The following is a 19,849-nucleotide window of genomic DNA, read 5'->3' as shown; positions in this document are numbered from 1 at the left end:
TATGGATTGGAAAGGAAAATCTTGAAGGACGCTGGAGCCGGCTACACGAAGGCGCTCACTCCGGTCAGCGCGCGCCCGACGATCAGCGAGTTGATCTCATAGGTGCCTTCATAGGTATGGAGAATTTCGACATCGCAGAAGACCTTGGCCATTTCGAAATCGCTCACCACGCCATTGCCGCCAAGCATCGCCCGGCCTAACGCGGCCGACTCCCTTGCCAGGCGGGTGGCAGTCGACTTCGCCATGGCAGCATCCTCCATGCGCAGTTTTCCACGCTCTTGCTTGCGGGCAATCTCGCACATCATGGAGAGGCAGGCGCCCAGATTGCCTGCGATTTCGGCCAGCGGCTGCTGAATCAGCTGGAAGGCGGCCAACGGCTTGCCGAACTGCTGGCGCTGCGTGGCGTAGGCCTTGCAGATGTCGAGCGTGGCCATCATCGCGCCGGCAGCCTGCCATCCCACCCAAGCGCGCGATTGCATCAGCAGCTGGTTTGCGGCGGCGAAGCTGGTGGCCCCGGGCAACTTGTTCGCTACTGGAATCCGCACATTCTCCAGCCGGATATCCGCATTCTGCATGCCGCGCAGCCCGATCTTGTTTTCAATCTTGGTGGCGCTGCATCCAGGACGGTCCGATTCAACGAGGTACGCCCCGATCTGCGCAGTCTCCTCGTCCTTGGCCCAGACCAGCGCGAAATCGCTCAGCGTACCCATGCCGATCCAGCGCTTGGCGCCGTTAATGAGGTACTCGTCCCCGACGCGGTGCGCGGTGGTGCCTATGCCTCCGGCGATATCCGACCCATGCTCCGGTTCGGTCAGCGCAAATGCGCCGAAGGCTTCGAACCCGGCGAGCTTGTCCTGCCACAGCGCCCGCTGCTGCTCCGACCCCAGTTCGTGGATCATCCCGAGCACCAGTTCGTTATGGATGCCGACCACTGATGAGGTTGAAATATCGGCCCGGGCGAGTTCAGCGTGAATGAGCCCGCGCAGCAGATGAGAGCTGTCCTCCAGCTGCAAACCACCCAGTCCCAATTCAGCCAGCTTGCCGATCAGCTCGGCGGGAAATTCTTCGCGGTTCCAGTAGCCAATCGACTGGCGGCGCACCTCGCTCTGCGCCGCCTGGCTGATTTCACGCAGCCGCTGCCGTTCAGCTTCCTCCAGTTGTCCGGCCATATTCAAGAGGTCCATTCGGGGATTCCTTCCAAACCCTAGGAAGTCCAAGTATATTGTTGGACTAAGTCTTCTTTTGGGGGTATGCAAATGACTTCTCCGCTGCCGCGCGATCCAATCGCGCAAGCCAGGGAACAGTGGATTTCCCACGGGTGGTCAGCCGAGGCCGACTCCATGGCCGCGATTACCGCGGTGATGCGCACAGCATCGATCTACTTGCAGCGGGCCGACGCCATCCTCAAGCCGCATGGGCTGACGTTTGCGAGATTCGAAGTACTAGCCCTGCTCGGCTTCTCGAAGCGCGGTTCCCTGCCCATGAGCCAGGCCAGCCAGCTCCTGCAGGTTCACGCAACCAGCCTGACCAATTCGGTAGACCGGCTGGAAGCCACCGGCTTGGTGCGGCGCATCCCGCACCCAACCGATGGCCGCACCCGGCTATTGGAGCTCACGGCCGCAGGCCAGCAGGTGCTGCCCGCGGCCCGTGACGACCTGAACGAAAAGCTCTTCGCCCGAAGCAATCTTTCGGGCACCGACGCAACCGAAATCTTCGAGATCCTGGCCCGCTTCCGCAAGGCCTCCGGGGACTTCCTATAGCGAGCCGTCGCGGATCGCATTGATGATCCCGGAGAAGTCGGTGCCCGCATTGCCTTCATCGCTGAATTTGCGGTACAGCGCCGCGGCAAGGGAGCCGAGCTGGGCATCGGTCGTCGTATGCTCCAGCGCACTGGCCGCCAGGCCCAGGTCCTTGGCCATCAATGCGGCGGCGAACCCCGGCTGATAATCGCGATTAGCTGGAGAAGCTGGCACCGGCCCAGGCACAGGGCAATTGGTCGTCACCGACCAGCACTGTCCCGAGGCCGAGGAAATGACATCGAACAGCGCCTGGTGCTCCAGGCCCAGCCGTTCTCCCAGCACGAACGCCTCGGCAGCGCCAATCATCGAGATGCCCAGCAGCATGTTGTTGCAGACCTTCGCGGCCTGGCCGGCGCCGTATCCGCCGCAATGCACGATGCGCTTGCCCATATGCTCAAGCACGCCGGTGATCTCCTCGAGATCCTCGGGCTGCGCACCGAGCATGAAGGTCAGGGTCCCCGCTTCCGCCCCGACGACGCCTCCGGAAACCGGGGCATCGGCACTGCGATGCCCCGCGTCAACCGCTAGCTGCGCCGCTTCACGGGCCTGCGCTACATCGATGGTGGAGCACTCCAGGAAGAGCGTATTGGGCTTGGCGCTCTCCAGCAGGTATTCACGGTAGGCATCGAGCACGTGCTTTCCCGAGGGGAACATGGTGATGACGATATCGACATCAGTGGCTGCTTCTGCGCCGGTCGCCACAGTGGCTATGCCTGCTTCCCCGGCGGCCTGCACCGCTGCAGGAATCACGTCGAAGCCCTTGATCCGGTAGCCGGCCTTGTGCAGATTGATGGCCATGGGCAGTCCCATATGGCCCATGCCGAGGAATCCGATGACTGGCTTGACGCTCATGAGTGGCTCTTTTCCTCTAGATCTTCAGCGAGCAGTGCGAAAGTCAGTTCTGCTCCCGGCAAGGGTGCCAGGTGCCTTTGCGTGCGTTGGGCCGCAGTTTGTCCGGGGACCGTTTCGGTCCATTGCGGATTGCGGTCCTTGTCGACCACTGCGGCGCGAATGCCCTCGGCGAAATCCGGGTCGTCGAGCCGATGCACGGCGGCCCGGTATTCCCGCTGCAGATCCGTTCTCAAATCGGTTCCAGCCAGGCGAATGAGTTCTTCGACTAGTCGTACCGAGCTTGGGCAGGCAGCTACCAGGGCCTTCAGCGCTTCCTGGGCTTGCGGGGAGTTGTTGTGCTCCAGTGCATGCACTACCGCTGGGATGCTTTCTTCGCCAAAGGACTGCACCCATTCTTCGTGCAGGAATCCCGGCTCCGGGCTCTGCGCATAGTCGGCCAGCACTGCCGCGGCGGGCCGGGTTTCCAGCGCGGCGAGCAAGTCGGGGATCTTCTCCTGCGGCACATAGGAGTCGGCCAGGCCCAAGGAGATGGTGTCGGCGGCGCCGAATTTCATTCCGGTCAATGCCGCCAAGCGCCCGGCGGCATGCGGCGCACGCGCCAGCAAATGCGTTCCACCCACGTCAGGGAAGAATCCGATGCCGACTTCCGGCATGCCGCACCGGCTGGCTTCGGTAACAATGCGATGGCTGCCGTGCGCCGAAATGCCGATGCCGCCGCCAAGGACAATTCCGTTCATGAGCGCAATGTACGGCTTGGGGTACTCGTCGATCAGGACATTGAGCTGGTATTCGATGCGCCAGAAGTCGGCCGAAGCGCCACTGCGGTCCAGGATGTCCCGGTAGATCGCCACGATATCCCCTCCGGCGCACAGGCCGCGCTCCCCGGCGCCGACGACCGCTACTTGGGCGATCTCCGGGTCATTGCGCCACTGGAGCAGGGCATCGAGGAATTCCCGGCACATGTCCGTGGTGAGCGCATTCAGTGCCTTGGGCCGGTTCAGCGTTATGAGCCCCAGGTGTCCCCGGCGTTCGGTCAGAATCTCAGGCAACAGCCTCTCCTTTGAGTGATTGAGGTCACCTACTAGTGTCGAATATACTCGGACTTCCAACTAAATTGAAGTGGCACAGGACAGCAAACTTGATAGGTTGAACTAGTGAAGATTGCAACCTGGAATGTGAACTCCCTGCGAGCCCGCGCCGACCGTGTTGAGGATTGGCTGCGACGCACCGATGTAGATGTCCTGGCTATCCAGGAAACTAAGTGCAAAGACGACAATTTCCCCTGGGAACTGTTCGAGAACAACGACTACGAGGTGGCGCACTTCGGAGTCAACCAGTGGAATGGCGTTGCCATCGCCTCCCGCGTTGGCCTCGAAGATGTTGAACGCACCTTCCCTGGGCAGCCGGAGTTCGGCAAGGCCGGAAAGAACCCGATCCAAGAGCCTCGCGCCATCGCGGCAACCTGCGGCGGGGTACGCATCTGGAGCCTTTACGTCCCGAACGGACGCGCGCTGGATGATGAGCACATGGGCTACAAGCTGAACTGGCTGGACGCGCTCAAGCAGGAATCCGCCGGCTGGCTGGAGCTGAATCCCGAGGCGCAGATTGCCTTGATGGGCGATTGGAACATCGCGCCAAAGGACGAAGACGTCTGGGACATCGACTTCTTCATCGAGAACAAGATGACCCACGTATCAGCGCCAGAGCGCGCCGCCTTCACCGCCTTCGAGGAGCTCGGCTTCACCGATGTGGTGCGTCCGCATACCGAAGGCCAATACACCTACTGGGACTACACGCAGTTGCGTTTCCCGAAGGGCGAAGGCATGCGCATCGATTTCTCGCTCACTTCGCCGGCGCTCACCGCACGGGTAATCGGTGCGAGCATTGATCGCGAGGAACGCAAGGGCAAGGGCGCCAGCGACCACGCCCCGGTTATCGTGGAGCTGGCCGACTAGTCATGACACCAAAGATGACTGGGCCCGCCGCAGAGCTGACCGCCGCCACAGCGCACCTTCGCGTCTATGAGCCGCTGGACGCCTTTGAGGATTGGGCCCAGTCCATCATCTTGCGCACTCCCCGGCGCACCGGGGAGCAATGGGACGCCTTCGAGAACGAGCGGCTCTGGAGCCGCACCCTGCGCAACGTCTCCGACCCGTTCCCGCACGACGAGCCGGAATTCTTCCGCACCGTGAAGTCCTTGGACTACCAAGGCACCGAGCACACCCGGTACTGCCCTGGACAACTACAGGCACGCAGCCTGCTCGCCGCCGAACAAGCCGAAGAAGCCATGCGGACCGAGGTGTTCGACCTGCTGGTGCCGCCGGCAGCGCGGCAGGCCAATGCCCAACGCGTTGATGCCGACCGCCTGGCCAAAGACCTGACCCATCTGCACACGAGGACCTCGTCGTGGGGCATCCCGCTGGGCTGGTTCGCCCTCTTCCGCGAGGACGACGAGCACGAACTGGTGCATAACGATGAGCAGCTGAAGACCGTTCGCATGTATGCCTCCTTCGAACAGGCCATTAATCGCCTGTCTTGGGCAGTGCAGACGCTGGCGACCCATGCGCCGCAGTCGCAGCTTTTCGAGGAGCTGGGCAGCCTGGGCGGCTGGCTGGAAACTTTCGACAGCCGCTCGGTGATTGAACTGGATTATGGACTGCTGGCAGAAATTGTGTGGCCAGATGAATCCGTGAATGATCTGATGCACGGTATTCAGGCATTGGAAGACGAGGACCTGACGAGCGCCGCTGCGGCATACCGCCGGCTGAGCAGTCGCTGGATCGGCCCGCGGCATCTGGGTCGCGCAAACTAGCTCCCTGTCCCCGGATACAGCAAAAGCTCCGGAATCCGGAGCTTCTGTTTAGTATGCGACCCTGACGGGACTTGAACCCGCGACCTCCGCCGTGACAGGGCGGCGCGCTAACCAACTGCGCTACAGGGCCTGGTGCTTTGAATAAATTCAAGTCACACAGTAAAACCCCCGGGATGAACCGAGGGCCTGCGTGGCTCCGACCGGCGTCGATCCGGTGACCTTTCGATTTTCAGTCGAACGCTCTACCAACTGAGCTACAGAGCCTGGTACCACCAAGTGGACACCAAATTTACTATTGGAATAGTAAATTGAGCGACCCTGACGGGACTTGAACCCGCGACCTCCGCCGTGACAGGGCGGCGCGCTAACCAACTGCGCTACAGGGCCTTGCTTTCGCAAGCCAATGGATTTCTCCATCTGGCAACCACTAAGTGGTTGCTTGTACCCCCAACGGGATTCGAACCCGTGCCGCTGCCGTGAAAGGGCAGTGTCCTAGGCCGCTAGACGATGGGGGCCTAAGTTGTTCGCTTCGGTTTCTTGCTTCTCCGTAGCGGACTCCAATAACTATACGCAGTGTTTTTTGCTTTTGCAAAATCGGCTCCTGGACGGGTTTTGCCCATGCCAAATCGGGTGCACAGGCATAGTCTGGAACCATGCTTTTCGAGATGGATGACGACGAATTCCAGGCCCTGGTCGAACAGGCTATCGACGCGATTCCAGAGGCCGCCTTCGCAATGATGGACAACGTCATCTTCTTCATTGAAGACGAGTACGAGCCTCTCCCTGGAGAGCCGGAAAACCCTGAGATTCTGGGGTTATACGAGGGTGTCGCACTCACGGAACGGGACCTGGATTGGGGCGTCGGAGCACTCCCGGATCGCATTACGATCTTCAAGAATCCGACGCTTCGAGCCTGCGAAACACGTGAAGAAGTAGTGCGGGAAATCGGGATTACGGTGATGCACGAAGTGGCCCACCACTTCGGAATCGACGATGCAAAATTACACGAATTAGGGTGGTCGTAGCGTCGAAATCGCGAAATCTTCTTTTGAGATCTGCCTCACAAAACAATTAGATTCCGGCGGCATGTTTCCAGCTGAGAGAGACCCGGGCCACAGGCCAGCGATCGAAACTAGCCGCTGGGGCACATCCTCCACCCGGAAGGCGACGCGGCTCAATTGCGATGCCCATAACCAAAGTGGTGTTTAATAGGCCGGCACCTGCCGCACTCGCGCCGGCCTAACTCGGCGAGACGAGAAATTGCCGCCGGAAGAACTTGGCATGGCCACTTTCCCTTGCCGCCACAGCCAAGTCCGGAGGGCAGTAAAGGATCTTCATGCACTTCGAGAGAAGATCTCTTTTAAAGGCAACGCTTTGAGCCGCACCTATTGATCCCGCACGTTACCCAAACTTCATGGCAAGTAAGCCCTTGGTAACGAAGCGAGACGCATCTATTAGTTATTTCCCAATTGCTCTCGATAAGTCACACAGGCCCGAAAAACCATTATCTGTGCAGATCACCGCCGAATAGGCCCGAGAATTACACGGATGGGATTCATGTGACTGATGTGAACAGTGTTGCCAAGCGTGTCTTAATTGGCCTAATGTGCTATTTGGAGTCTTATCCGAATCGTGACCTTCATATTGCTGAAAGTCACGACTCACGCACTCCGCGTCATCCATGTACTTTAGTGAGGAACGATATGGCTACTCGCCACACGCTCGGTGTTGCTGCAAGCACCCTGGCCCTAGCGGTGTCCTGCCTTGCAGGCGCTTTGCCCGCTTCCGCATCCACTTCAGCTTCACTCCCTCAGTCTGTGGCGATCGCTGCCGCACCAAGCACTTCTGCGCTGCCGTCGGACGCGGAAATCCAGGAAGCAAAGAAGGACAAAGCTTCGACTAACGCGATGATCGCGCGAATCGAAGCTTCTCTTGCTTCCAGCCGTGCCGAGTTGCAGCGCGTTGAAACCGAAGCCGCTCAGGCCCAGGAATCCCTGCTTACTGCCGGCGAAGAGCGCGATCTGCGCACCACTGCAGCTGAGAAGGCCGTTGAACAGCTTGAGTACGCAAAGACTTACTTGGAGCAGAGCCGCAACGATCTGGGCGCTATCGCCTCAGATATCTACCGCAACGGCGCTGGCACCTCAACCCTGAGCCTGCTCCTTGATGACAACCAGGAAGGCGACCTGTTCTACAAGGCCGCTACCATCGACGCATTGAGCGAACAGAAGGTTCAGTCCGTCAACACCGCCACCGAGGCCGAGGGCCTCGTTTCGGCTTGGCAGGAGTACGCCGACGCGGCACAGAATGCCGCGCAGGAAGCCGCAGCGAACTATGACGCCGCTGCAGCGACCGCGAACAGCACCTTGGCAACCTACGAAGCGGCTATCGAACCAGAGCAGCAGCTGCGCGATGAATTGATCGGCCACCTTGCTACCTTGAAGCAGAAGGAAGAAGCCGAGGTCCGCCAGGCGGTTGAAGAGCGCGAGGCGCAGAAGCAGGAAGAAGCTCTTGCGGAAGTGATCGCCGAAGGGGAAAACGTTAACGTTTCCGAAAAGGACATCTTCACCATTCAGCCGCTCACGATCGAAAAGCCGCGTGAGCTGCAGCAGACCGAACCTGAAGAGGAAACGGTCGAGCCTGAGCCTGAGCAGGTTGAAGAAGAACCGGAAGCCACCGAGCCACCTGCAGCTCCAAAGCCAGAGCCAACCAAGAAGGCCGAACCGAAGCCGGAACCAACCAAAAAGGCCGAACCGAAGCCAGAGCCAACCAAAAAGGCCGAACCGAAGCCAGAGCCAACCAAAAAGGCCGAACCGAAGCCAGAGCCAACCAAAAAGGCCGAACCGAAGCCAGAGCCAACCAAAAAGGCCGAACCGAAGCCAGAGCCAACCAAAAAGGCCGAACCGAAGCCGGAACCAAAGCCCAAGGTCACCCCGAAGCCGGAGCCGAAGCCCAAGGTCACCCCGAAGCCGGAGCCGAAGCCCAAGGTCACCCCGAAGCCGACCCCCAAGCCAGAACCAAAGCCAGAGCCGAAGCCTGAGATTGCTCCGCAGTCCAGCAACTACTCGGCAGCGATTTCCTGGGCCTTGAAGACGGCAGATGATCCAAGCAAGTACTACGTCTACGGCGCCAACGGACCGGATGCCTTCGACTGCTCGAGCTTCTCGCAGCGCGCCTTCGGCAAGTCCGGCATCAGCTTGCCACGCACCTCGTCGCAGCAGTTCGCCAGCGCCCCGCAGTACGTCTCGCTGAGCAATCTGCGCCCAGGCGATCTGGTGTTCTCATCATCCAACGGCGGATCCTCGTTCTACCACGTAGCCATCTACATCGGCAACGGCCAGGTAGTCCACGCTCGCAACCCGAGCGCCGGCATCTCGGTGGCTCCGCTGAGCCACGTCAACAACCTCTACCCGAAGGCAGCCCGCTACTAAGCTGGTTGCCCTCGAGCACGAAGGCCGCGCACCCGGTGGGTGCGCGGCCTTCGTGCATGCTGGCTGTTGCGGCGCGGCTACTGCTCCTGCGCCCTGGTGTCGAAGTCCTTGCGGTTCTCCAGCCGTGGATCTTCCGAGTCCGGCACAACCATGACCGGGCCCTTGGAGTGGTGCAAGACGCCCTGCGAGGTCGAGCCGAGCAGCATCCCGGTAAAGCCGCCACGGCCACGAGAGCCGGTCACGGTCAGCACCGCATGCTCGGACTCGCGGATCAGCACCTCAACCGGCGGCCCGGAGACCACATCGGTTTCGATCTTTACCGTCGGATAATGCGACTTGAGCCATTTGGTGCCCACGCTCATCTGGTAGCGCACGTCTTCGAGCACAGCTTCCTGGTCCACTGTCGCCGGCATCCAGGCCAGCGCCGCTCCCACCGGCGGCACCGCGCAGATCAGCCGCAGCGTCAGGTCGCTGGCGATGGCCGCCTCCGCTGCCGCCAGCACCGCAGAACGGGCGCGGTCCGAGCCGTCGACGCCGACCACGATGCATTTGCGGTTCGCCGCGACAGCGGCGCCGGCTTCCTCCTGCTCCTTGGCCATGGCCAGCGGAACCACGACAGTTGGGCACTTGGAGTGCGCTGGCAGCGCCGAGGAGACCGAACCGAGCAGGCGGCCCACGAAGCCACCGCGGCCGCGGGTTCCGACTACTACCAATTCCGCGTCCTGGCTCAGATCCAGCAGCACGCCCGACGGGTCCCCGGACTCGATATAGGTGCGGATGGTCGCGGTGCTGCCTTCGAGCTCTGCACGGGCCTGGCGCACAATGTCCTCGGCACCCCCGCGGATCAGATCGTCGTCCAGGGTAGAGTAGCCGGCGTCCATGGAGGATGCGGCAAACACCGGGATGGTATAGGCGGACACGATATTCAATACGCTGCCGCGGCGTACCGCTTCGCGTTCGGCCCAGCGCAAAGCGCATTTGCTCTGCTGGGAACCGTCTACGCCAACGACAATTCCTTCGATCTTCTCTGCTGCTACTGGTGCTTCGTCACTCATCAGACTCGCTCCTCAAATACCTCAGATACAACGGGTTGTGACTTCCCTTACCACCAATGTACTTGCTTCCACAGTTCCAGGTGTGAGTTGGGTCTAAAGTTTTCGCGTACAGCCTACTGAATAGCTGGATCGATATGAATCAGCGGCTGAAACGTCATAGAATTTTTCCATGCCCTCCTCAACAAAATCCCCGTCCGGGACTGCTGTAAGCGCACGCATCGACCGATATTTCAAGATTTCGGAACGGCGTTCAACGTTCTCCACCGAAGTTCGCGGCGGCATCGCCACCTTCTTCGCGATGAGCTACATCGTCGTCCTCAACCCGCTGGTTCTTTCCGGTGCCGATTCCTCGGGCGGCGAGTTGGGCATCCAGCGCGTTGCCGCAGTGACCGCATTTGTCGCCGGCATCCTGACCATCCTGATGGGCATCTGGGCCCGTCACCCATTCGCCATGGCCACCGGCTTGGGCGTCAATGCCTTCGTGGCCATCACCGTGGCCACGAACCCGGAACTGGCCTGGGCCGACGTCATGGGCTTGGTGCTCATTGCCGGTGTGGTCATGTTCGGCCTGGTGCTTACCGGATTCCGAACCGCGGTGTTCAACGCGGTTCCCGCCGGGCTGAAGACCGCGATCGTGGTGGGCATCGGCATGTTCATCGCCCTGATCGGCCTGGTCAATGCCGGATTCGTCCAGCGCCTTCCGGATGCCGCGAACACCACCGTGCCGGTGGGCCTGGGCTTCGACGGCGAGCTGATGGGCTGGCCGATCCTGGTCTTCGTCGTCGGCCTGCTGCTGACCATGGCCCTGGTGGTGCGCAAGGTCAAGGGCGCAATCCTGATCGGCATCGTCGTTTCCGCGATCCTCGCCAACATCCTCGAAGCCGTCTTCCACATCGGCGCGATGGAAACCAACACCTGGTCGCTGGTGGTTCCGTCGCTGCCTGAATGGACCCTGCCGGATTTGTCGCTGATCGGCCAGGTCAGCGTGTTCGGCGCCTTCAGCAAGATCGGCGTCACCGCCGCCTCGCTGCTGGCCTTCGTCATCCTGCTCTCGATCTTCTTCGACGCCATGGGCACCATGGTGGGTCTGGCTTCCGAAGCCGGTTCCATGGACGAGAACGGGCAGATCCCCGATGTGGACAAGGTCCTGCTGGTCGACGCGGCCGGCGCAATCGTCGGCGGCGGCACCTCCAGCTCCTCGGCGCAGATCTTCGTGGAGTCCGGCGCCGGCATCGGCGAGGGCGCCCGCACCGGTCTGGCCTCGGTGGTCACCGGCCTGCTGATGATCGTGGCGATGTTCCTGAGCCCGCTGATCTACCTGGTGCCTTTCGAAGCCGTGGCTCCGGCCCTGGTGGTCGTCGGCTTCATGATGATCACACAGGTATCCAAGATCGACTGGAACGACTGGGGCATCGCGCTGCCGGCCTTCCTGACCTTCACCCTGATGCCGTTCACCTACTCGATCGCCAATGGCATCGGCGCCGGCTTCATCTCCTACGTGTTCATCCGGGCCACCCAGGGACGAGCCAAGGAAATCCACCCATTGATGTGGGTTGTTTCCGCGGCCTTCGTGCTGTTCTTCGGCATCGGGCTGATTGAAATGTGGGCCGGGGTCAAGTAGCCCCGCAACCCTTCGGCGCCCCGCCATCGCGACTGCGATGGCGGGGCGCCTTTTTGCCCTCGCACCGGCGGAAAATGGCTAGGATGGGCTTCATGAGCGAACAGCAGAATACCGCCGGGCAGTGGATCCAGGTGGCAGCAGGCTTGAAGAACCCCTCGATGCGCCGGCTTCTCGGCACGGTGCTCAGCGGACAGGGGTTGCCCGAGTCGGCCAGCAAGTCCGAGCGCAAGGACTTGGAGCGCTGGGCCAGCATCGGGCTGCTGCGCCACGACGGCTCCGACTGGGCGCTGGATGATGAACTGCTGGAGAAGACATTGTCGTTAGCCTCGGCCGCGAAGACCGACCGCAGCGGGATCCGCCGCTTCTTCGACGGGCACCGGCTGCAATCCCTCCCGGCGAAGCCGGTGGACCGCCACGAGGTGGTTCTCTACCTGCGCAACGCGGTCATCGGCGATACGGAAGAGCTGCGCGAAGAGCAGCTCAATGAACGGCTGCGGGTGTTCCACCCGGATGTCGCGCTGCTGCGCCGCTACATGGTCGACCACGGCCTGCTGCAGCGCGCCGACGACGGCACCGGCTATCGGATGGGCGCCGTCAGCTAGCCGGCAATCGGCGCGGCGCCGGTGGCGAAGCGGCGCACGGCTTCGCCGGCAACCAGCTGCGCGGGCAACGGCGCGGTCCGCAGGCTGCGCTCGAAGGCCGGGCCGAGCTTGAGCGGCTCGTCGCTGGCCAGGAACACGATGTTCCCGTAGCGGCGGCCCTTGAGCATCGGCGGGTCCGCGACCATGGCCACATGCTCGAAGACCTCCAGCAGCGTCGCGGCTTCCGCCTTGGCGCCGGCCAGGTCCGCGGTATCGCCGCAATTCATGATGTAGACGCCACCGGCGTCCAGCACCCGCTGCGCTTCACGGGCGTAGGAGGCAGTGGTCAGCTCGCGCGGGGTGGTGCTGCCGGCAAAGACATCGCGGATGATCACATCGCGGCTCGCATCGCTCAAGGTGGGCAGCACCTGCGCCGCATCCCCCACACGCAGGCGCACCAGCGGGGCACGCGGCACCTCGAAGTTCACGCGCACCAGCTCCGCCAGCTTGGCATCCAGCTCCACGACGACTTGGCGGGCGTTTTCATAGCTGGCGGCAACCCAGCGGGCCATGGAGCAGCCGCCTCCGCCGAGGTGGAGCACGCGCAGCTTGCGGGCGCGGCCATCAAATTGTCCGGCAGGAAAACCGATGGTGAAGATCGGTTCCATCCAGCGCATGTACTCGAAATCGAGATAGGTCGGATCATCCAAATCCACGTGCGAGGACGGCACGCCGTTGACCTTCAGGATGTAGCGGCTGGCACCGTAGGGATCGGCCTCGATCACCGCCGTACCGGTGTCGATCGGAAATTCTCCGAGCATTGATTCCTTGGTATCCCTAGCCACGTGCGCGCACCATCCGTTGCTCGATCAAGCCTTTCCAGCTGCCAGCCAGGGCTTCGCTGGTTCCATCGGGGGTGAATCCCTGCTTCGCGAAGAAGGCCAGGGCCCGCTCGTTGCCCTGCAAGACCCAGACCAGCGCATCGCGCTCGCCCAGGACCACGTCGAAGAGGTGCTGGCCCAGCCCGGTGCCGTAATACTCAGCCAGGACATAGAGCATGCCCAATTCGATGTCTACCCCGGCGTCCTTGTCCTCGTCGATGGCCGGTGTGCCGCCGGCTAGCCCGATGATGCGTCCATCGCGGTCTTCGGCGATGAAGAATTGCGCGCCGGATGCCAGCCCGCGTTCCCACCAGGCTACCTGGCCATCGAGCTGGCCTTCATGGTGGGTGAAAAATGATTCATCTCGAAGTTCGGCGTACGCTTCCCTCCAGGCTTGCAATTTCATCTGCAGTGCGGGGCGGACGTCTTGTTCAGTAGCCAGTCGGATTCGATAGTCGTTCATTTGCGGCACTTCTCTAGCCTACGGCAGTGGCTTCGCTAATTTCTTCCAACTCACCAAGGCACCCTCCTACTTAAGTAGGATTGCGGACTATCCAGATGTTTGAAAAACTTTTAATGTAGTTGCAAATTTCTTGGCTCAAAAGGGGGTCGGGCTTGGACCGGAATACAAAGTACGCTGCCTTGACCGGTGGCTTTGTCGGTTCACTGACCCTGACCATCAGCCTTTCCTCGACCTTCTGGGTGATTTTGCTCGGTTGCGTCCTCTTGGCCGCCGGCTTCAGCATTCTTGCCAGATTCGAACGCTTCTGGGGCCCTGCCGAGCCGGACCACTACTACTACATCGTTCCCATGCTGGTTGGCCCAGTTGTTGCGGGCTTGGTGCGCAATACCGAGCAGGCCCTGTGGGTAGGACCGCCGATGGGCGTGCTTTGCGGATTGGGCGTGTACTTCTTGATCCTGAAATCGCCGCCGTTCAAGCAAGACGAAGCCGGGGAACTCGATGCCGAGCTCCCCGAGCACTCTCCTACGCGATAGCTGTGACCACTAGAGGACGCGTGCGAGCGCGAATCCGTCCCATCCTTTGACGCCCACTGTCTGCAGGGCGGTGGCTGATACGCGCGGATCATCGCGCAACCACCGCAAGGAGTCCTGGATCCCCCGCACATCGGCCTCCTGGGTCCCGTGCCCAGCAGGGTCATCCAAGACTGCACCGCTGCGCACCACGTTGTCGAGCACCAGCACGGTCCCCGGATGCGACAGTTTCATTGCCCGTTCGAGATAGGCCACGTTATTGCGCTTATCTGCATCAATGAAGATCAGATCAAATGGAGCAACTCGCTTGGAAATCAGCGAATCCAGCGAACCCTGGGCCGCACCCAACTTGATTTCAACACGTTCGGACAGCCCTGCCCGCTGCAAATTCTCGCGTGCAACCGAGGCATGCAGCGGCTCGAATTCGCAACTGATGACGGTACCGGCTTCTCCCACGCCCAAGGCAAGCCAGCTGGTCGAATAGCCGCCGAGGGTTCCGATTTCCAGGACCCTGCGTGCGCCTGTGATCTCGACGAGCAGCTGGAGAAACTTTCCCTGGGCCGGGCTCACTTCAATTCGCGGCAACCCGGCGCTATGGGAATGCTCGCGGCCTGCTTCCAACGCTGCAACGCGCAGCCCCAGCTCCCGCTCCAGGTATTCGTCGACTGCACCGGCATCATGTTCGGCTGAATGGTGGATCATGACGACATGTTCTCCTCACTATCCTTTATAGCCTTCTCGAGCCGCTGGATCTTGCCGTCGAGCTCGCCCTCGTAGCCGGGGCGGATATCGGCTTTCAGCACCAGCGATACGCGCGAACCGAATCGGCCAGCAGCCAAGGTGGCTTGCTTGACCACCTCCATGACTTCATCCCATTCGCCTTCGATCTCGGTGAACATGGAGCTGGTGCGATTGGGAAGGCCAGAATCCCGGACGACTTTCACCGCTTCAGCCACTGCGTCATGGACCGAACCGTTGGGGTTGTCATTACTAGGTGCTACTGAGAAAGCTACAATCATGCTTCCACTGTCCCACTACGCGCTGGGCTTGTCATCCGCCTTGCAGGCAATATCTAGGCAGCCAGTCCACTGGCCCTGAGCACGATCGCGGCCAGGGCGCCGGTAACAACGACGACAAGATAAGGTGCCTTGAAAACCAGCGCGATGATCGCGGCCGCGAGGGCGCCGATCCGGGCATCGATGACCAGTTCCTGTCCCGAGGTGAAGGCATTCACCGTCACCAAGGAAGCCAGCAGCGCGATGGTCAGCGTGGCGGCGACATGGGACATGGTCGGCGAGTCCAAGACCCTGCGGGGCACAAAGAAGCCGCAGAGCTTGATGGCGTAGGCCGTCAGGCAGGCCCCGAGAATCCACCAGCTCAGCTCGTTCACGCTTTCTGCTCCTCAATGCTTTCCAGTTCGCCATGCTCGGTCGCCGCCGGGGCAAGGCGGCCGGTGGCCACGGCGTAGATCGCCGCGCAGGCCGCCGTCACCAGAATCGGCAAGCCCGGCGCGGTCACCGGTACCGCCAGCGCGGTGAGGATCGCCGCGGCAATTGCGATCATGATCGGTTCAACTGATTTCAGCCGCGGCCAGAGCAGCCCGATGAAGGCCGCAACCGCGGCGCCATCCAGGCCCCACGCAGCAGGGTCGCCCATGCGTTCGCCGAGCAAGGCGCCAACGAGGGTGAACAGGTTCCATAGGACGTAGACGCCGGCGCCGGCGGCGATGAATCCGCGGCGCTTCTCAGCAGGGTCGGATTGCCCCAAGCTCACCGCAGTGGACTCGTCGATGGTCACCTGGGCCATCCACGGCACCTGCCGCCCCAACGGGCGCAAGGTTTGCTTGATCTGCATCCCGTACACGGCATTGCGGATGCCCAGCAGCGAAGCCGCGGAGAATGCCGCCGCGGCGGCACCGCCACCGGAGATGACCCCGATGAAGGCGAACTGCGAGCCACCGGTGAACATCAGGGCGCTCAGCGCAACGGTTTGCCATAGATTCAGGCCCGCGGCGATGGACAGCGCCCCGAAGGAAATGCCGTAGAGCCCGGTGGCAATCGCGATGGAAAGGCCCATCTTGGTCGCCGGCGTGAACCAGCTAGCGGACGTGGCGGGCATCGTACCTGACCTTGTAGACACCGCGTTTGACCTTCGCCTCGCCGATTTCAACGTGCTCCAGCTGGTCAAGATGCTTCACGTGGGTGCCACCGCATGGTTCAGCATTCACCCCGGCGATGGTGACTGTGCGGATGCCCTGGTCATCGGTGGTGGTCGTGACTTCTCCGCCACCAGCAATGAGTTCATTGACGCGTTCTTGGATGTTGGCCTTCGCCGCTGCCCGTTCGTTCTCATCGCCCAGTGGCAGATCAACGGTGGCCGGATCGAAGTCGAGCCGGGATTGCCCGGGGAAGTGCGAGTGGCCCTTGTGCTGCCAGCCGCGATCTTCGCCGGCGAAGCCCAGGACGTGCCCGGCGGTGTGCAGGGCTGCATGGGAAAGACGCAGCTCGCCGTCGATCTCGGCTTGGACTTGGTCGCCCACCTGCTTAGCGCCGGCGCCATACAGGATCACCAATCCGTTCTCACCGCGCTGGACCGCTACCGGCAGCCCGTCCACGGTTCCCGAGTCTTCGGGCTGGCCGCCACCGCGGGGATGGAAGATATTCGGGCTCAGCGCAATCCACTGGCCTTCGTCGTCGCTGCCCGCAGCAATGACTTCAGCCTCGGTGGCGAAAACATAGGTGTCCTGCAGGTACAGATTGACCTGTGCGGTTTCCTCGGTGCTCATGTTTCCTAGCTCAGCTCCAGTTCTTTGCGTAGTTCCGCCGGACGGTTGCTGGTCAGTTCCCCAACGCCCAGGTCCACCAGGAATTGTGCATCTGAGGGACGGTCGACCGTCCAGATCCGTGCCTTCAACCCCTGCTCCAGCCACCGGCGCACTAGATGATCATTGGCTCGGGTCCAGGCGACGCCGGATCCGATGATTCCAGCTCCCCCTGCGTTGATCAGTTCAATTCCTTCAGGCACGGAGCGGTACAGCACATCGTAGACGCCGGCCCTACCCACGTCGCCAGAGTCGATCAACTGCTGGACGTAGTCCGGGTTGACCTCGGTCATCAATTGGCACAATAGCGAAGTGCTGACCGTGCGGGCCAGGTAGCGCAGGGAGTTTGGCTCGAAGCTCATCAGCGTCACGGCAATCTGTCCCTGCGAGCCGGCAGTCCCGGTTTGCGGGTCGAACCCGTGCGCTGCAAGGACCTGCAGCACGCCCCTTTCCAACAGGTGGCCATAGGGGCTTGGATGCTTGATTTCGATGGCCAAACCAATTGGCTTGCCGCGTTCTTCAATGAGAGCGAAAAGCTCGCCGAGGCTCAGGAGCTGCTCGTTTTCTGTCCCATACTCGGCCGGGACGATGCTCGGTACGACTCCGGTGAAGTCCATGGCTTTCATTTCCGCCAGGGTATATCCGGCAACGAGACCGGATGAATCGGAGGTGCGGTCGACCGTTGGATCGTGGTGGCAAACAACGATTCCGTCTTTGCTCAGATGGACGTCGCATTCAATTCCATCGGCACCCTCGTCGATGGCCTGTAGATAGGCGGCACGAGTGTTCTCCGAATATTTATGGGAGCTGCCTCGATGGGCGAAGAAAAGCGTATCCATGCTTCCTACGCTACGCGATCCCCGCTCCTTGATACTGCAGATTAGGCTTGGCTCGACGGATATTTCATCAACTGTGTTCAAGTCCTTGGCCTGCAGTTGCAAGCTCCTGCGGCCATCATGCAAAACTCGAAACTCCCCGGCAAGAAAAGGTGTCTGCGTTTCCGATTCTGCTCCGGATTTCCAAGGCGAAATCGTCATCCGCATGGGTTCAGCGAACCCGCCGATAACTGGCTGCAATTGCACCGCTGGAGAGCGGTTGCGCTGAGATCAATTCCAGATGACGGGATTTCTGCAACCCTGCCTGGTAAAGCGTTGGACCATGGCCGGCGATAACTGGGTGAATTAGGAAATGGTACTCATCGATGAGCTCCATCCTGTCCAGAGCTGTTGCCAGCTTGCCGCTACCAAGAAGCACACCTTCGGGGTACTGGTCTTTCAGCCTCAGTACACAGGCGCGCAGCTCTCCACTCAGCAGGTGGGAGTTATTCCATGAATATGCCGTGCGAGTGCTCGAGACAACGTATTTGGGCTTCGCCTTCAGATGCTGTGCCCAGCGTAGCAGCGCTGGCGTCGCCGAGCTGTCGCCCCGAGCCACAGCTGGCCAGTACTCCTCCATCAGTTCGTAGGTAACACGTCCCCAGAGCATCCCTTCATGCGCATTCATCAGACCCGTGAAATAGTCGTGCGATTCATCGTCGGCGATGCCTTCTCGATGATCGACGCAGCCATCCAGCATGACGTTGTAGCTAAATGCCAGTAAACCCATCAGAAGCTCCTGCAGCCATTTGCTTACCGGACGATCCCCGGTGCCCTGACTCTAGGATTAGGCGCTTACTGCGTCAAGCAGCTGTCTTAGGGCAGCAGGGAATTTGCGGTGAACGGGGACTGCACGATCGCGATAGAAATAACTGTCCACAGTCCAAGACCGGGGTACTCGCTGCCGGGCAGCCATGCCGTGTTCGGCTTCCGCGATCCTATGCATCAAAGGTAGGCTCGCCGCATGACACTGCCAGACTCAGTCATCAGTTTGTCCCCTGTCCCACACGACCTTATGCCCATTATCCAGGGCTTAGTCCAAGGCTCTTGGCCAAAGACTGAAGTTGAGCGTCAGGCCCTGTTCGATGCGCTTGGATTCATATCAGGCGCCGCGATTGATTCCGAAGACCAGGATTCACCTCATAAGATGACGAGCCTGGACCTCGGACTGCCAGGAAAAATATCGAGTACTTGGGATACATACCGTCAACAATTCCTGAGTGTCTGTACGTTCCTCTACAGTTCTCGGGTCCCTCAAGATCCAGTCACCCGGTCTGGGTTTGCTGTTTTGCAGGCAGAACTCTCAGAGCTGTATGGCGCTCCGGAACGCCCCTGGGAAGACGAGAATCAGCCCATTCGCATTTGGCGATGCAATGGCCGAAGCATCACCTTGCAGTTATTCAACCGGCGGGATAGTACCGTGATGCTCACGGTTGAAGATTTGGCGCTCGCTTCAGTCATTGAATCTGAAGAAGCAGCCCATTAGCCCTCTCAATTCTTGGATGGGATGAAACAAGCCATTGCCACGGCGATTGATCCCGCGGCAGCGTCAATCAACGCGACGGGAAGCACGATATAAAGAACTTTGATCAGGGTCTACGGGATATCCAGCGTGAACAACGCTATTCCGATAGCAACAACGTCATTAAACACCAGTGATGCGATCGCCGGTCCTGCGGACAGGAGGGACGCTTTCTCGGCCATACCTCGATGATGGGCCGGCTGCGAGGCAGGACAACAGCTGCGGCAATTAAACGAGTGCAGGGTCAGACGTTGCGCCTGGCCACCCCGCACCACCATCACCGGTTAAACAGGTGAGGCCCCGGCACCAAACGGTACCAGGGCCTCAAACCATCTACTCAAGTTAAGTCCGGCGGTGACCTACTCTCCCACACCCTCACGAGTGCAGTACCATCGGCGCAATGGGCCTTAGCTTCCGGGTTCGGTATGGGACCGGGCGTTTCCCCCACGCTATGACCGCCGTAACAATCACGAAGCACACAAACCCTACGGTTTGGTGTTGCCTTCGGTGGCATGCAGCAAAGCACGCACAAAGCCAAGTATTCTCGGTTTGAGGTTGTTGTCTCGTAACCGCATAGTGAACGCGAACAGCATTGAAATCATCAGT

At 60.8% G+C, this 19,849-nt stretch carries 22 protein-coding genes, 4 tRNA genes and 1 rRNA gene; 9 read left to right on the top strand and 18 right to left on the bottom strand.

All coding sequences use genetic code 11. The features are described 5' to 3' along the window. Nucleotides 1-41: 41 nt before the first annotated feature. The gene (locus tag JOE62_RS02365; RefSeq protein WP_204720015.1) at nucleotides 42-1,184 is read right to left on the bottom strand and encodes an acyl-CoA dehydrogenase family protein; all 1,143 of its coding nucleotides are present in this window, start codon (nucleotides 1,182-1,184) and stop codon (nucleotides 42-44) included. Between the two features lie 72 nt (nucleotides 1,185-1,256). Here JOE62_RS02365 and JOE62_RS02360 point away from each other — a divergent pair, with 72 nt between their 5' ends. Continuing rightward, on the top strand, nucleotides 1,257-1,760 hold the full coding sequence (locus tag JOE62_RS02360) for a MarR family winged helix-turn-helix transcriptional regulator (RefSeq protein ID WP_066143502.1): 504 nt from the start codon (nucleotides 1,257-1,259) through the stop codon (nucleotides 1,758-1,760). On the opposite strand, the gene mmsB is transcribed toward JOE62_RS02360, so the two are convergent. After that, nucleotides 1,755-2,651: a 3-hydroxyisobutyrate dehydrogenase gene (gene mmsB / locus JOE62_RS02355; RefSeq protein WP_204720013.1), complete on the bottom strand. Its 897-nt coding sequence runs from the start codon at nucleotides 2,649-2,651 to the stop codon at nucleotides 1,755-1,757. The two genes, JOE62_RS02360 and mmsB, sit on opposite strands and share 6 nt — an antisense overlap. Then, nucleotides 2,648-3,700: a 3-hydroxyisobutyryl-CoA hydrolase gene (locus JOE62_RS02350; protein WP_204720011.1), complete on the bottom strand. Its 1,053-nt coding sequence runs from the start codon at nucleotides 3,698-3,700 to the stop codon at nucleotides 2,648-2,650. The genes mmsB and JOE62_RS02350 overlap by 4 nt, the downstream gene beginning before the upstream one ends. 105 nt (nucleotides 3,701-3,805) lie before the next feature. Between JOE62_RS02350 and JOE62_RS02345 the strand changes: the two genes are divergently transcribed. Together JOE62_RS02345 and JOE62_RS02340 are read left to right on the top strand one after the other, a co-directional pair. Next, entirely contained in the window at nucleotides 3,806-4,606 is an 801-nt protein-coding gene (locus JOE62_RS02345) for an exodeoxyribonuclease III (RefSeq protein ID WP_204720009.1), read from the top strand. Nucleotides 4,607-4,620: 14 nt separating this feature from the next. Further along, nucleotides 4,621-5,463, top strand: a complete 843-nt coding sequence (locus JOE62_RS02340) for a DUF8083 family protein (RefSeq protein WP_204720007.1) — start codon at nucleotides 4,621-4,623, stop codon at nucleotides 5,461-5,463. 56 nt (nucleotides 5,464-5,519) lie between these two features. On the opposite strand, the gene JOE62_RS02335 is transcribed toward JOE62_RS02340, so the two are convergent. The 4 genes from JOE62_RS02335 to JOE62_RS02320 all read right to left on the bottom strand — a co-directional run bounded on the left by JOE62_RS02335 (nucleotide 5,520) and on the right by JOE62_RS02320 (nucleotide 5,978). Beyond that, nucleotides 5,520-5,593, bottom strand: a tRNA-Asp gene (locus tag JOE62_RS02335). A 61-nt stretch (nucleotides 5,594-5,654) separates the two neighbouring features. Further along, nucleotides 5,655-5,727 (bottom strand) — tRNA-Phe (locus tag JOE62_RS02330). Nucleotides 5,728-5,776: 49 nt separating this feature from the next. Then, nucleotides 5,777-5,850 (bottom strand) — tRNA-Asp (locus JOE62_RS02325). 55 nt (nucleotides 5,851-5,905) lie between these two features. Then, nucleotides 5,906-5,978, bottom strand: a tRNA-Glu gene (locus JOE62_RS02320). A 138-nt stretch (nucleotides 5,979-6,116) separates the two neighbouring features. Between JOE62_RS02320 and JOE62_RS02315 the strand changes: the two genes are divergently transcribed. Further along, entirely contained in the window at nucleotides 6,117-6,488 is a 372-nt protein-coding gene (locus JOE62_RS02315) for a metallopeptidase family protein (protein WP_204720005.1), read from the top strand. 678 nt (nucleotides 6,489-7,166) lie between these two features. Then, nucleotides 7,167-8,894 carry an NlpC/P60 family protein gene (locus JOE62_RS02310; protein WP_204720003.1) on the top strand — a complete coding sequence of 576 codons (1,728 nt, stop codon included), beginning with the start codon at nucleotides 7,167-7,169 and terminating at the stop codon, nucleotides 8,892-8,894. Nucleotides 8,895-8,971: 77 nt separating this feature from the next. On the opposite strand, the gene JOE62_RS02305 is transcribed toward JOE62_RS02310, so the two are convergent. Next, nucleotides 8,972-9,949: a universal stress protein gene (locus tag JOE62_RS02305; protein ID WP_204720001.1), complete on the bottom strand. Its 978-nt coding sequence runs from the start codon at nucleotides 9,947-9,949 to the stop codon at nucleotides 8,972-8,974. Nucleotides 9,950-10,118: 169 nt separating this feature from the next. Here JOE62_RS02305 and JOE62_RS02300 point away from each other — a divergent pair, with 169 nt between their 5' ends. Further along, entirely contained in the window at nucleotides 10,119-11,570 is a 1,452-nt protein-coding gene (locus tag JOE62_RS02300; protein WP_204719999.1) for an NCS2 family permease, read from the top strand. A gap of 92 nt (nucleotides 11,571-11,662) precedes the next feature. After that, entirely contained in the window at nucleotides 11,663-12,172 is a 510-nt protein-coding gene (locus JOE62_RS02295) for a DUF2087 domain-containing protein (RefSeq protein ID WP_204719996.1), read from the top strand. Here JOE62_RS02295 and JOE62_RS02290 read toward each other — a convergent pair. Both JOE62_RS02290 and JOE62_RS02285 read right to left on the bottom strand, forming a co-directional pair. Then, complete coding sequence (locus JOE62_RS02290) at nucleotides 12,169-12,996, bottom strand: spermidine synthase (protein WP_338085731.1); 828 nt, start codon at nucleotides 12,994-12,996, stop codon at nucleotides 12,169-12,171. The genes JOE62_RS02295 and JOE62_RS02290 overlap by 4 nt on opposite strands. Continuing rightward, nucleotides 12,989-13,495, bottom strand: a complete 507-nt coding sequence (locus JOE62_RS02285) for a GNAT family N-acetyltransferase (RefSeq protein ID WP_223308856.1) — start codon at nucleotides 13,493-13,495, stop codon at nucleotides 12,989-12,991. Before JOE62_RS02285 ends, JOE62_RS02290 begins: the two co-directional genes overlap by 8 nt. A gap of 152 nt (nucleotides 13,496-13,647) precedes the next feature. On the opposite strand from JOE62_RS02285, the gene JOE62_RS02280 reads away from it, so the two are divergent. Further along, nucleotides 13,648-14,028: a hypothetical protein gene (locus JOE62_RS02280; protein WP_204719994.1), complete on the top strand. Its 381-nt coding sequence runs from the start codon at nucleotides 13,648-13,650 to the stop codon at nucleotides 14,026-14,028. Nucleotides 14,029-14,037: 9 nt separating this feature from the next. Here JOE62_RS02280 and JOE62_RS02275 read toward each other — a convergent pair whose 3' ends face one another. From JOE62_RS02275 to JOE62_RS02245, 7 genes are all read right to left on the bottom strand, one after another. Further along, complete coding sequence (locus tag JOE62_RS02275; protein ID WP_204719992.1) at nucleotides 14,038-14,727, bottom strand: O-methyltransferase; 690 nt, start codon at nucleotides 14,725-14,727, stop codon at nucleotides 14,038-14,040. Next, complete coding sequence (locus tag JOE62_RS02270) at nucleotides 14,724-15,044, bottom strand: thiamine-binding protein (RefSeq protein WP_128470802.1); 321 nt, start codon at nucleotides 15,042-15,044, stop codon at nucleotides 14,724-14,726. Before JOE62_RS02270 ends, JOE62_RS02275 begins: the two co-directional genes overlap by 4 nt. A gap of 53 nt (nucleotides 15,045-15,097) precedes the next feature. After that, nucleotides 15,098-15,415, bottom strand: a complete 318-nt coding sequence (locus JOE62_RS02265) for an AzlD domain-containing protein (protein ID WP_204719991.1) — start codon at nucleotides 15,413-15,415, stop codon at nucleotides 15,098-15,100. Next, a complete protein-coding gene (locus tag JOE62_RS02260; RefSeq protein ID WP_239543140.1) occupies nucleotides 15,412-16,143 on the bottom strand; it encodes an AzlC family ABC transporter permease in 732 nt (243 codons plus the stop codon). The genes JOE62_RS02265 and JOE62_RS02260 overlap by 4 nt, the downstream gene beginning before the upstream one ends. Continuing rightward, entirely contained in the window at nucleotides 16,124-16,810 is a 687-nt protein-coding gene (locus JOE62_RS02255) for an alanyl-tRNA editing protein (RefSeq protein ID WP_204719989.1), read from the bottom strand. Before JOE62_RS02255 ends, JOE62_RS02260 begins: the two co-directional genes overlap by 20 nt. A 5-nt stretch (nucleotides 16,811-16,815) precedes the next feature. Next, a complete protein-coding gene (locus JOE62_RS02250) occupies nucleotides 16,816-17,685 on the bottom strand; it encodes a glycerophosphodiester phosphodiesterase (protein WP_204719987.1) in 870 nt (289 codons plus the stop codon). Nucleotides 17,686-17,893: 208 nt separating this feature from the next. After that, a complete protein-coding gene (locus JOE62_RS02245) occupies nucleotides 17,894-18,451 on the bottom strand; it encodes a dihydrofolate reductase family protein (RefSeq protein WP_204719985.1) in 558 nt (185 codons plus the stop codon). Nucleotides 18,452-18,685: 234 nt separating this feature from the next. Here JOE62_RS02245 and JOE62_RS02240 point away from each other — a divergent pair, with 234 nt between their 5' ends. Continuing rightward, the gene (locus JOE62_RS02240; protein WP_204719983.1) at nucleotides 18,686-19,207 is read left to right on the top strand and encodes a hypothetical protein; all 522 of its coding nucleotides are present in this window, start codon (nucleotides 18,686-18,688) and stop codon (nucleotides 19,205-19,207) included. Between the two features lie 382 nt (nucleotides 19,208-19,589). Here the strand turns inward: JOE62_RS02240 and rrf are convergent. Continuing rightward, nucleotides 19,590-19,706 (bottom strand): 5S ribosomal RNA (rrf, locus tag JOE62_RS02235). Nucleotides 19,707-19,849 lie beyond the last annotated feature (143 nt).

It is taken from the genome of Glutamicibacter nicotianae (genome assembly GCF_016907615.1).
GTDB classification, from domain to species: Bacteria; Actinomycetota; Actinomycetes; order Actinomycetales; family Micrococcaceae; genus Glutamicibacter; species Glutamicibacter nicotianae.
The sequence above is the reverse complement of the archived record's forward strand: the minus strand, read 5'-3'. Positions and strand labels throughout refer to the sequence as shown.

Excerpts from the sequence above, each read along its gene's own strand:
- JOE62_RS02365 (WP_204720015.1), bottom strand. The coding sequence starts at position 1,184 with ATGGACCTCTTGAATATGGCCGGACAACTGGAGGAAGCTGAACGGCAG.
- JOE62_RS02360 (WP_066143502.1), top strand. The coding sequence starts at position 1,257 with ATGACTTCTCCGCTGCCGCGCGATCCAATCGCGCAAGCCAGGGAACAG.
- mmsB (WP_204720013.1), bottom strand. The coding sequence starts at position 2,651 with ATGAGCGTCAAGCCAGTCATCGGATTCCTCGGCATGGGCCATATGGGA.
- JOE62_RS02340 (WP_204720007.1), top strand. The coding sequence starts at position 4,621 with ATGACTGGGCCCGCCGCAGAGCTGACCGCCGCCACAGCGCACCTTCGC.
- JOE62_RS02315 (WP_204720005.1), top strand. The coding sequence starts at position 6,117 with ATGCTTTTCGAGATGGATGACGACGAATTCCAGGCCCTGGTCGAACAG.
- JOE62_RS02310 (WP_204720003.1), top strand. The coding sequence starts at position 7,167 with ATGGCTACTCGCCACACGCTCGGTGTTGCTGCAAGCACCCTGGCCCTA.
- JOE62_RS02305 (WP_204720001.1), bottom strand. The coding sequence starts at position 9,949 with ATGAGTGACGAAGCACCAGTAGCAGCAGAGAAGATCGAAGGAATTGTC.
- JOE62_RS02300 (WP_204719999.1), top strand. The coding sequence starts at position 10,119 with ATGCCCTCCTCAACAAAATCCCCGTCCGGGACTGCTGTAAGCGCACGC.
- JOE62_RS02295 (WP_204719996.1), top strand. The coding sequence starts at position 11,663 with ATGAGCGAACAGCAGAATACCGCCGGGCAGTGGATCCAGGTGGCAGCA.
- JOE62_RS02285 (WP_223308856.1), bottom strand. The coding sequence starts at position 13,495 with ATGAACGACTATCGAATCCGACTGGCTACTGAACAAGACGTCCGCCCC.
- JOE62_RS02275 (WP_204719992.1), bottom strand. The coding sequence starts at position 14,727 with ATGATCCACCATTCAGCCGAACATGATGCCGGTGCAGTCGACGAATAC.
- JOE62_RS02270 (WP_128470802.1), bottom strand. The coding sequence starts at position 15,044 with ATGATTGTAGCTTTCTCAGTAGCACCTAGTAATGACAACCCCAACGGT.
- JOE62_RS02260 (WP_239543140.1), bottom strand. The coding sequence starts at position 16,143 with ATGCCCGCCACGTCCGCTAGCTGGTTCACGCCGGCGACCAAGATGGGC.
- JOE62_RS02255 (WP_204719989.1), bottom strand. The coding sequence starts at position 16,810 with ATGAGCACCGAGGAAACCGCACAGGTCAATCTGTACCTGCAGGACACC.
- JOE62_RS02250 (WP_204719987.1), bottom strand. The coding sequence starts at position 17,685 with ATGGATACGCTTTTCTTCGCCCATCGAGGCAGCTCCCATAAATATTCG.
- JOE62_RS02245 (WP_204719985.1), bottom strand. The coding sequence starts at position 18,451 with ATGGGTTTACTGGCATTTAGCTACAACGTCATGCTGGATGGCTGCGTC.
- JOE62_RS02240 (WP_204719983.1), top strand. The coding sequence starts at position 18,686 with ATGACACTGCCAGACTCAGTCATCAGTTTGTCCCCTGTCCCACACGAC.